The organism is Streptomyces sp. NPDC056361, assembly GCF_042262805.1.
In the GTDB taxonomy this organism is placed as follows: Bacteria; Actinomycetota; Actinomycetes; order Streptomycetales; family Streptomycetaceae; genus Streptomyces.
In genome coordinates this window covers 1-9,107 of the sequence record NZ_JBHJQI010000223.1, presented here as the reverse complement: position 1 = coordinate 9,107, position 9,107 = coordinate 1, and the positions used below count along the sequence as shown (strand labels likewise).

Genomic DNA, 9,107 nt, shown 5'->3' with positions numbered 1-9,107 from the left:
CTGCCCCTCCGTCCTGACGGAGGGGCAGCGGCCCGTCGGCGGTGCGGGTCCGGGGCTCAGAAGTCGACCGCGTCCCGGATCAGCGGGCACGTCATGCAGTGGCCGCCGCCGCGCCCCCGGCCGAGCTCGGCGCCGACGATGGTGACGACCTCCACCCCCGCCTTGCGCAGCAGGGCGTTGGTCTGGGTGTTGCGGTCGTACGTGAAGACCACGCCGGGTTCGACGGCGACGGCGTTGTTGCCGCTGTCCCACTGCTGGCGCTCGGAGGCGTAGACGTCCCCGCCGGTCTCGATCACCCGCAGCGCCGGCAGCCCGAGCCCCTTGGCGACGACGTCGACGAACGGGGTGCCGCCCTCGTCGACGATCTCCACCCCCGGCGCCTTGTCGCCGGGCCGCAGCGAGAAGGTGTGGACGGCGTCCATGATCGTCGGATAGAGCGTCACGATGTCGCGGTCCGCGAAGGTGAACACGGTGTCCAGGTGCATGGCCGAGCGCAGCTTCGGCATCCCGGCCACGATCACGTGCCGGGCGGCACCGTTCCGGAACAGCGCGGCGGCGACCTGCGTGATGGCCTGACGCGACGTGCGCTCGCTCATCCCCATCAGCACCACGCCGTTCCCGACGGGCATGATGTCGCCGCCCTCGAACGTCGCCTGCCCCCAGTCCTGTTCGGGGTCGCCCCACCAGACCGCCGCGTCCTTGAAATCGGGATGGAAGGTGTACACGGCCTTCATGAGGAGGGTCTCGCCGTGCCGGGCGGGCCAGTACAGCGGGTTCAGGGTCACGCCCCCGTACAACCAGCACGTCGTGTCACGGGTGTACAGCGTGTTCGGCAGCGGCGGCATCAGGTACTCGCGCGCCCCCACGCCCTCCCGGGCCAACGCCACGTACCCGGAGCGGAACTCGTCCGGCAGGTCCGCCGTGGACAGCCCGCCGATGAGGAACTCCGCCAACTCGCGCGGCGGCAGCGACTCCAGGAACGCCCGGGTGCCGTCGACGAGCCCGAGCCCGACCTCGTTCGGGACGATCTTCCGGTCCAGGAGCCACCCCCGGGCCTCGGGGATCGCCATCGTGTCCGCGAGCAGCCGGTGCAGCTCGACCACCTCGACCCCGCGCCGCGTCAGCTCGGCGACGAACTCCGCGTGGTCCCGCTGCGCGTTCTCCACCCACATCACGTCGTCGAACAGCAGGTCGTCGGAGTTGGTCGGGGTCAACCGCCGGTGCGCGAGCCCCGGAGCGCACACCAGGACCTTCCGCAGGCGCCCGACCTCGGAGTGGACGCCGAGCACGGGCGCGCCCGTCGAGGTGTCAGAAGTCATCGTGCTGCTGCCTTTCCTGGATGGAGGGACGGTTCGGCGGTGCACCGGGCATCGGTCGGGCGCGCGGGGCGCGGCCGGGCTTCGTTCGGGCCGGCCGGGCGCGGCAGGGCATCGGTCGGACGTGGCCGGGCATCGGTCGGGCGCGCGGTCACAGCTCGATCCAGCCGAGCGCGAGCGCGACCACCCCGACCGCCGCCCCGGCGACCGAGACCGCGCAGAGGACGGCCTCGCCGGGTGAGAAGAGCCGCCGGTCCTGTTCGCGCCGGGCTTTGACGAACAGGAAGGTGGCGGGGGCGTAGAGGATGAAGGAGACGAGGACGAACTTCAGCCCGGCCGCGTAGAGCAGGAACGCCGTGTAGAGGGTGGCGACGGCGGCGACGACCAGCTCGCGCCGGGTGCTCCGCCCCACCGCGCCCTCCTGCCGCGGCCGCAGCGCGATCTTCAGCGCGAAGCCGGCGGCCAGCAGGAACGGGATGAGGCTCAGCGCGCTCGTCAGGTCGAGCGCGAAGTTGAACGCGTCGTCGGAGAAGGCCGTGACGACCAGGACGACCTGGCTGAGCGAGGTCGTCATCAGCAGCGCCGGAACGGGCACGTCGTCGCCGCTGGACCGCCCCAGGAACCGGGGCATGTCCTTGTCCTTGGCGGCGACGAACAGCACCTCGGCCGCCATCAACGTCCAGGCGAGATAGGCGCCCAGGACGGAGATGATCAGGCCGACGCTGACGAACGCCTTGCCCCAGGTGCCGACGGCCGCCTCCAGGACGCCCGCCATCGACGGCTGCCGCAGCTCGGCGATCTCGCTCATCGGCAGGATCCCGTACGACACGATCGTCACCGACGCGAAGATCGCGAAGACGCTCAGGAAGCCCAGCACCGTCGCCCGCCCGACGTCCTCCCGCCGCTTCGCGTGCCGCGAGTACACGCTCGCGCCCTCCACCCCCAGGAAGACGAACACGGTGGCCAGCATCGTCCCGCGCACCTGGTTGAACAGGGAGCCCGCGTAGTCGGCGCCGCCGAAGTTGTCCGCGAACACCGACGGATCGAAGTAGAACAGCGTCAGGACGATGAAGACGAGGATGGGCACGAGCTTGGCGACCGTCACGATCCGGTTGATCGCCGCGGCCTCCTTGACCCCCCGCCTGATCAGCAGGAAGAACGCCCACAGCCCCACCGACGACAGCACGATCGCGAGCGCCGTGTCCCCGTCGCCCAGCGCCGGGGCGATCGCCCCGATCGTCGACATGATCAGCACCCAGTAGGTCACGTTCCCCACGCAGGCGCTCGCCCAGTACCCGAACGCCGAGAAGAACCCCAGGTACTCCCCGAACCCCGCCTTCGCGTACGCGTAGACACCCGCGTCCAGGTCCGGCCTCCGCACCGCCAGCGTCTGGAACACGAACGCGAGCATCAGCATGCCCACCCCCGCGACCGCCCACGCGATCAGCGCCCCCGCCACGCCCGTCTCCTGCGCGAACCTCCGCGGCAGCGAGAACACCCCCGCCCCCACCATCGACCCGACCACCATCGCGGTCAACGTCAACAACGTCAGCTTCGCCGCCGGCGGCGCCCCACCCTCCCTCGCCCCGACCCCAGCCTCCACATCCGCCATGCGCCACCTCGTGCCTCGCGCCCAACCCCCCTGCCCACTCCACACACCACCCCCCCCACTCCTCCCCGGAATCTAATCCACCCCCACCCCTTTGTCCCGATTTAATCCCCCATTCCACCCCACCCTCCTCCCCGCCCCGCGACCCCGGCCGGGCACGCCAAAGGGCACCTACCGAGATCGGTAGGTGCCCTTTCGCTTTCCGTGCCCCCGGCAGGATTCGAACCTGCGACACCCGCTTTAGGAGAGCGGTGCTCTATCCCCTGAGCTACGAAGGCGGCTGGCGAGTGGGTCTGGTCGCCGGGGTCAGTGTAGCGGGTGGCGTGGAGGGGGAGGTGGGGTTGACCGGGTGGGAGGGGGTGCATAGCGTCGCGGGGTGGGTGAGCGGGCGCTTAGGAGGGTGGAGTGGTGGTGGAGAGGCTGACGGCGGAGGGGGCGCCGTTCGAGGTGGTGGACGGGGTGTACGCGAACGGGCCGCGGACGTTGCGGGAGTTCGTGGAGGCGGTCTGGGGGTACGGGGACCGGGTGTTCCTCGTGGCCGAGGGCGAGCGGGTCACGTATCGGGAGTTCTTCGACGCGGCTTGCGGGCTGGCGCGGAGGTTCGTCGGGGAGTACGGGCTGCGGCCGGGGGATCGGGCCGTCATCGCCATGCGGAACGTGCCCGAGTGGCAGGTGGCTTTCTGGGCGGCGCAGCTCGCCGGGCTGGTCGCCGTACCGCTGAACGCCTGGTGGACCGAGGAGGAGTTCGCGTACGCGCTCGGGGACTGCGCGCCGGGGGTGCTGCTGGTCGACGGGGAGCGGGTCGGGCGGGTGCGGGCCTGGGCCGGCGAGCACGGGGTGCCCGGGATCGTTTTCCGGGGGGAGGCGGAGGAGGGGTTCGTCGCGTACGTCGTCGACGACGATCCGCTGGCCGGGCCGCCGATGGTCGAGGTGGCACCCGAGCAGGACGCGACGATCATCTACACCTCCGGGACGACAGGGCGGCCCAAGGGGGCCGTGGCCACGCATCTGGCGCACGTCGGGGCGGCGATGAATCCGCGGTACTTCGCGGCGGCCGCGGCGTTGGCGCGCGGGGACGTTCCCGGGGCGGCGCCGGCGCCGGTGTCGTTGACGACGTTCCCGTTCTTCCACGTGGCCGCCTTCACGTCGTTCTACGCGGTGATGGCGGCCGGCGGGACGTTGGTGATGATGCGGAAGTGGGACGCCGCCGCCGCCCTGGAGCTGATCCGGAAGGAGGGCGTCACGCATTACGCGGGCGTGCCGACCACCGCGCTCCAGCTGCTGGCGCTCGCCCGCGAGACGGGTGACGCGCTGGAGACCCTCACCCTGCTCAGCACCGGGGGTGCCGCCGCCCCGCCGGGGATCGTCGCCGGGGTCACGGAGGGGTACGGGGAGCGGGTCGAGCCGCGGAACGGGTACGGGCTGACGGAGACGTGCGGTGGCGTGTTGTCGAACGTGGGGGCGGAGTATCGGGTGCATCCGGGGAGCGTCGGGCGGCCGTCGCCGGTGACCGAGGTGCGGATCGACCGGCCGGACGCGGAGGGCGTCGGGGAGTTGTGGCTGCGGGGGCAGTGCCTGATCCGCGGGTACTGGGGTGACGAGGAGGCCACCCGGGCCGCGTTCGCCGAGGGCGGGTGGTTCAGGACCGGGGACCTCGCGCGCGTGGACGAGGACGGGCGCGTCAGTGTCGTCGACCGGATCACCGACATGGTGATCCGCGGCGGGGAGAACGTCTACTGCGTCGAGGTCGAGGCCGTGCTGCACGACCACCCCGACGTCGTCGACGCCGCCGTGCTCGGTGTCCCGCACCCGCTGCTCGGGGAGGAGGTCGTGGCCGTCGTGCGGCTGCGCAGTGGCGCGGACCGTGACGTGGAGCGGCTGCGCGCCCATGTCGGGGCGCGCCTCGCCGCGTTCAAGGTGCCCGCCCGGATCCACGTACGGGAGGGGGAGCTGCCGCGGAACCCGACCGGGAAGATCCTCAAGCGGCAGCTGAGGGCGGACGTCGAGGGCGTCTGATGCCGGACGTCGAGGGCGCCTGATGCCGGACTGTCCCCCGTGGGTCCGGGGCCCCGGGTGGCCCGGGCTGTCCGTCGTGGGTCCGGGTGGTCCGGACTGTCCCCCGTGGGTCCGGGTGGCCCCAGGTGGCCCCGGCTGTCCGTCGTGCCCCCGGGTGACCCGGGCCGTCCCGTGCCTCCCGCGTCGCCCCGTCAGTCCCGCGTGATGCGGACGCGGTAGGCGCCGGTGGGGTCTTCTTCGAGGACGGTGATGCGGATGCCGTTGGTGCGGTCGGTGAAGGTTTCGCCGGGACGGTAGGGGGCGTCGGAGAGTTCGGCGTGGACGTTGGCGCGGCGGGTGCAGCCGCCGCTGGCGTGGTCGCTGTCGGAGACGGTGACGGGGCCGTGGCCGGTGTCGACGTCGGATTCGACGCGGTAGACGAGGACGCCCTGCTCGCAGACGGCCTCGTCGTTGCCGTCCTTGCTGCGGACCTCGACGGCGTAGCCGGAGGTGCCGGAGAGGGGGACGAAGGCGAGTTTGGGGCCGCCGGGGACGGCGAGGGGGGTGAGGGTGTAGTCGCCGGTGCCGGTGCCCGAGGCGCAGCTGACCTGGTCGTTGTCGAGCCAGCCGAGCTTCCATTTGTGCCAGCCGAGGAGGTCGTTGTTGGCGCCCCAGTCCTCGGACATGATGTCCCAGTGTCCGACGGTGCCGCCGCCGTCCGAGGTGTAGAGGTCGGGCAGGCCGAAGACGTGGCCGTTCTCGTGGGGGAGGACGCGGTAGCCGGTCTCGGCGAAGCTGCCGGAGCCGTCGTCCTGGCGGCTGTAGACGAAGGACGTGTTGGCGAGCGGGACGCCGTCGGCGTAGGGGGCGTCGTCGTTGCCGGAGAAGGTGACGGACAGGACGGTGTCGAGGGCGGAGGGGCCGGCGTTGGGCGTGACCAGGACGTTGACGAGGTCGTAGGCGCTGAAGTCGACCCGGGCGTCGGCGGCCTTGACGATGTCCTCGACGAGGGAGCGGTAGCCGGGCTCGTACGGTGAGCCGCGCTCGATCCCGTACGCGGAGAACGCCTTGGGCATGCGCAGCCAGTCGGGTATGGGGACCTCGGCCCGGTAGTGGAGGCGGCCGTACGAGCTGGTGCGGAACCAGTCGGCGGTCTGCGGGAAGAACTCGTCGAAGCGGCTGGTCGCGGTGCCGTCCCCGGGGGCGTCGGGGAAGTCGATCATCAGGTTGAGGGCCCTGACCTGGCCCGTGGAGCGGACGTATCCGGGGGCGGTGGGCAGCCCTTCCGACATCTGCACGCCCATCGTGGTGGCGATGCGGCACGGTCCCAGTTGGGCGCCGCCGGGTGCGGCGGCGACCGGGCCGGCCGTCGCCGGGGCGGGGCCGGGGAGGGTGGTGCTCGCGGAGGCGAGCAGCGTGAGGGAGAGGGCCGTGATCGCTGCCAGGGCGACGGGTCTGCGTATCCGTCGGCGGGGGTGCTGCATACGGGCGCCTCTCCGGTGGGGGCAGGTCTGCGGCGCGGGTCCCTCGGCGGGTCCGCGTCGTGCGATCAGCCTGAGGCGGGTGGTGGCGGCGCGCGCGTCGGGTGATCCGATCGTGGGTATTCCGCGGCGGCGGGCGTCTGTGACACAGGTCACATCGAAGCCGGGAAATAACCGGGGACGTGGTCCCCGTTTAACCGTGTGTTCAGCGAAGTGGGGAATCCTTCCCCGGATGGTTCGAAAGAGTGTGAGGAGGCCGAGGCGTGACCAGCACAGCCGACACCGCGCCCGCCCGCCGCGTACCCCGGCCGCGTGCCGACGCCCTGCGCAACCGCGAGCGGATCGTGACGGCCGCCCGCGAGATGTTCGTCGAGTTCGGCTCCCAGGTGCCGTACGACGAGATCGCGCGCCGGGCCGGCGTCGGGAACGCCACGCTCTACCGGAACTTCCCCGAGCGCGCCGACCTCGTCCACGAGGTCGTCCTCTCGCTCATGGCCCGCGTCACCGAGATCGCCGAGAAGGCCGCCGAGGAGGAGGACGACACCTTCGCCGCCCTCCGTCGCTTCAGCCACGGCGCCGCCGACGAGCGCGTGGGGGCCCTGTGCCCGATGCTCGACGGCGCCTTCGACAAGGACCACCCCGACCTGATCGCCGAGCGCGACCGCCTGGAGGAGGCCGTGCAGGGCCTCGTCGAGCGGGCGCAGCAGGCCGGCCGGCTCCGCACCGACGTGGGCGTCGGCGACCTCATGGTGGCGCTCTCCCAGCTGACCCGCCCGCTGCCCGGATCGGGCTGCGGCTCCTTCGACCAGTTCGTCCGCCGTCATCTGCAGCTGTTCCTCGACGGCCTGGAGGCACCCGCCCGCTCCGAGCTGCCGGGCAAGGCCGCGACCCTGGAGGACCTGAGACGCGACTCCTGCGCGCCGCCGGCGCAGTGACCGCTGCGACCGTCCCCCGGGACCTGGCCTGAGCTGGCCTGGCCTGACCTGACCTGACCTGACGACTTACGTCACCCGCCGGACGTCACCTGCCTGACGTCACCCGCACTTTTCAGACCGTTTTCACCAGTACGCGCCAAGAGGTGGCTACACCCATGCCGAAAATGCCCGAGACCGCCGCGATCCAGGCCGACCCCGGCCGCTGGAAAGCCCTGATCTTCATCGCCCTCGCCCAGCTGATGGTCGTGCTCGACGCGACGATCGTGAACATCGCCCTGCCCTCCGCCCAGCAGGACCTGGGGATCTCGGACGGCAACCGGCAGTGGGTCATCACGGCCTACGCCCTCGCCTTCGGCGGTCTGCTCCTCTTCGGCGGACGCATCGCCGACCTGTGGGGCCGCAAGCGCACCTTCGTCACCGGCCTGATCGGCTTCGCGGCCGCCTCCGCCCTCGGCGGTGCCGCGACCGGCGAGGCCATGATGCTCGGCGCCCGCGCGCTCCAGGGCGCCTTCGGCGCGCTCCTCGCGCCGGCCGCCCTCTCGCTGCTCGCCGTGACCTTCACCGACGCCAAGGAGCGCGCGAAGGCCTTCGGCATCTACGGCGCGATCGCCGGTGGCGGCGGCGCCGTGGGCCTGATCCTCGGCGGCTTCCTCACCGAGTACCTGAACTGGCGCTGGACCTTCTTCGTCAACATCCCGTTCGCGATCGTCGCCGCCGTCGGCGCGTACCTCGTCGTCCGTGAGCCCGCCGGCGGCCGCAACCGCTCGCCGCTCGACATCCCCGGCGTGATCCTGTCCACCCTCGGCCTGGTCGCGCTCGTCTACGGCTTCACGCGCGCCGAGTCCGCGGGCTGGAGCGACGCCGGCACGATCGGCCTGTTCATCGGTTCCGCCGTGCTGCTCGTCGCGTTCGTCGTCACCGAGTCCCTGGTGAAGTCCCCGCTGCTGCCGCTGCGCGTGGTCACGAACCGCAACCGCGGCGGTGTCTACCTGTCGCTGGGTCTCGCCGTCATCGCGATGTTCGGCCTGTTCCTGTTCCTGACGTACTACCTCCAGGTCGTGAAGGGGTACTCGCCGGTCAAGACGGGCTTCGCGTTCCTGCCCATGATCGTGGGCATGATCGTCGGCTCGACGCAGATCGGTACGCGGCTGATGACCCGCGTCCCGCCGCGCCTGCTGATGGCCCCCGGCTTCCTGACCGCCGGCGTCGGCATGCTGCTGCTCACCCAGCTGGAGGTCGGCACCTCGTACGCCGGTCTGATCCTGCCCGCTCAGCTGCTGCTGGGTCTGGGCATGGGCACGGCGTTCATGCCGGCCATGTCGCTCGCGACGATCGGCGTGGACCCGCGGGACGCCGGTGTGGCCTCCGCGATGGTCAACACCTCGCAGCAGGTCGGCGGCGCCATCGGTACGGCCCTGCTGAACACGATCGCCGCCTCGGCGACCACCGCCTACCTGGCCGACCACGCGGCCGGCGCGACCACCCCGGCCGCGCAGAAGCTGGTCCAGCTCCAGGGCATGGTCGAGGGCTACTCCGCGGCCATCTGGTGGGCGGTCGGCATCCTGGTCGTCTCGGCCACCATCGCCGCCGTGCTCATCAACACCGGGAAGCCGGGCGGCGGGCCCGTCGCCGGGTCCGGTGAGGGTGCGGACGACGAGGTGCGGATCCCGGTCGTCGCCCACTGACGGTCCTCGGTCCGTCTTTCGTCCGTCTTTCGCCCTTCTTTCCCGCGTTCCCGTACGGGCCTGCCCCGGCATCGCTTCCACAGCGG

6 protein-coding genes and 1 tRNA gene are annotated in these 9,107 nt (G+C 71.8%); 3 read left to right on the top strand and 4 right to left on the bottom strand.

The window, feature by feature from the left end:
- Positions 1-56: 56 nt before the first annotated feature.
- The 3 genes from ACFCY7_RS38370 to ACFCY7_RS38360 form a co-directional block, all read right to left on the bottom strand.
- A complete protein-coding gene (locus ACFCY7_RS38370; protein ID WP_376490717.1) occupies positions 57-1,319 on the bottom strand; it encodes an arginine deiminase in 1,263 nt (420 codons plus the stop codon).
- Positions 1,320-1,467: 148 nt separating this feature from the next.
- Complete coding sequence (locus ACFCY7_RS38365) at positions 1,468-2,928, bottom strand: basic amino acid/polyamine antiporter (protein ID WP_376490716.1); 1,461 nt, start codon at positions 2,926-2,928, stop codon at positions 1,468-1,470.
- A gap of 202 nt (positions 2,929-3,130) precedes the next feature.
- A tRNA-Arg gene (locus ACFCY7_RS38360) sits at positions 3,131-3,203 on the bottom strand.
- A 130-nt stretch (positions 3,204-3,333) separates the two neighbouring features.
- On the opposite strand from ACFCY7_RS38360, the gene ACFCY7_RS38355 reads away from it, so the two are divergent.
- On the top strand, positions 3,334-4,941 hold the full coding sequence (locus ACFCY7_RS38355; protein WP_376490715.1) for a class I adenylate-forming enzyme family protein: 1,608 nt from the start codon (positions 3,334-3,336) through the stop codon (positions 4,939-4,941).
- Between the two features lie 191 nt (positions 4,942-5,132).
- On the opposite strand, the gene ACFCY7_RS38350 is transcribed toward ACFCY7_RS38355, so the two are convergent.
- Complete coding sequence (locus ACFCY7_RS38350) at positions 5,133-6,404, bottom strand: M6 family metalloprotease domain-containing protein (protein ID WP_376490714.1); 1,272 nt, start codon at positions 6,402-6,404, stop codon at positions 5,133-5,135.
- A gap of 260 nt (positions 6,405-6,664) precedes the next feature.
- On the opposite strand from ACFCY7_RS38350, the gene ACFCY7_RS38345 reads away from it, so the two are divergent.
- Entirely contained in the window at positions 6,665-7,336 is a 672-nt protein-coding gene (locus tag ACFCY7_RS38345; RefSeq protein ID WP_376490713.1) for a TetR/AcrR family transcriptional regulator, read from the top strand.
- Positions 7,337-7,500: 164 nt separating this feature from the next.
- Positions 7,501-9,021 carry an MFS transporter gene (locus ACFCY7_RS38340; protein ID WP_376490718.1) on the top strand — a complete coding sequence of 507 codons (1,521 nt, stop codon included), beginning with the start codon at positions 7,501-7,503 and terminating at the stop codon, positions 9,019-9,021.
- The last annotated feature ends 86 nt before the right edge of the window (positions 9,022-9,107 follow it).

Excerpts from the sequence above, each read along its gene's own strand:
- ACFCY7_RS38370 (WP_376490717.1), bottom strand. The coding sequence starts at position 1,319 with ATGACTTCTGACACCTCGACGGGCGCGCCCGTGCTCGGCGTCCACTCC.
- ACFCY7_RS38365 (WP_376490716.1), bottom strand. The coding sequence starts at position 2,928 with ATGGCGGATGTGGAGGCTGGGGTCGGGGCGAGGGAGGGTGGGGCGCCG.
- ACFCY7_RS38350 (WP_376490714.1), bottom strand. The coding sequence starts at position 6,404 with ATGCAGCACCCCCGCCGACGGATACGCAGACCCGTCGCCCTGGCAGCG.
- ACFCY7_RS38340 (WP_376490718.1), top strand. The coding sequence starts at position 7,501 with ATGCCCGAGACCGCCGCGATCCAGGCCGACCCCGGCCGCTGGAAAGCC.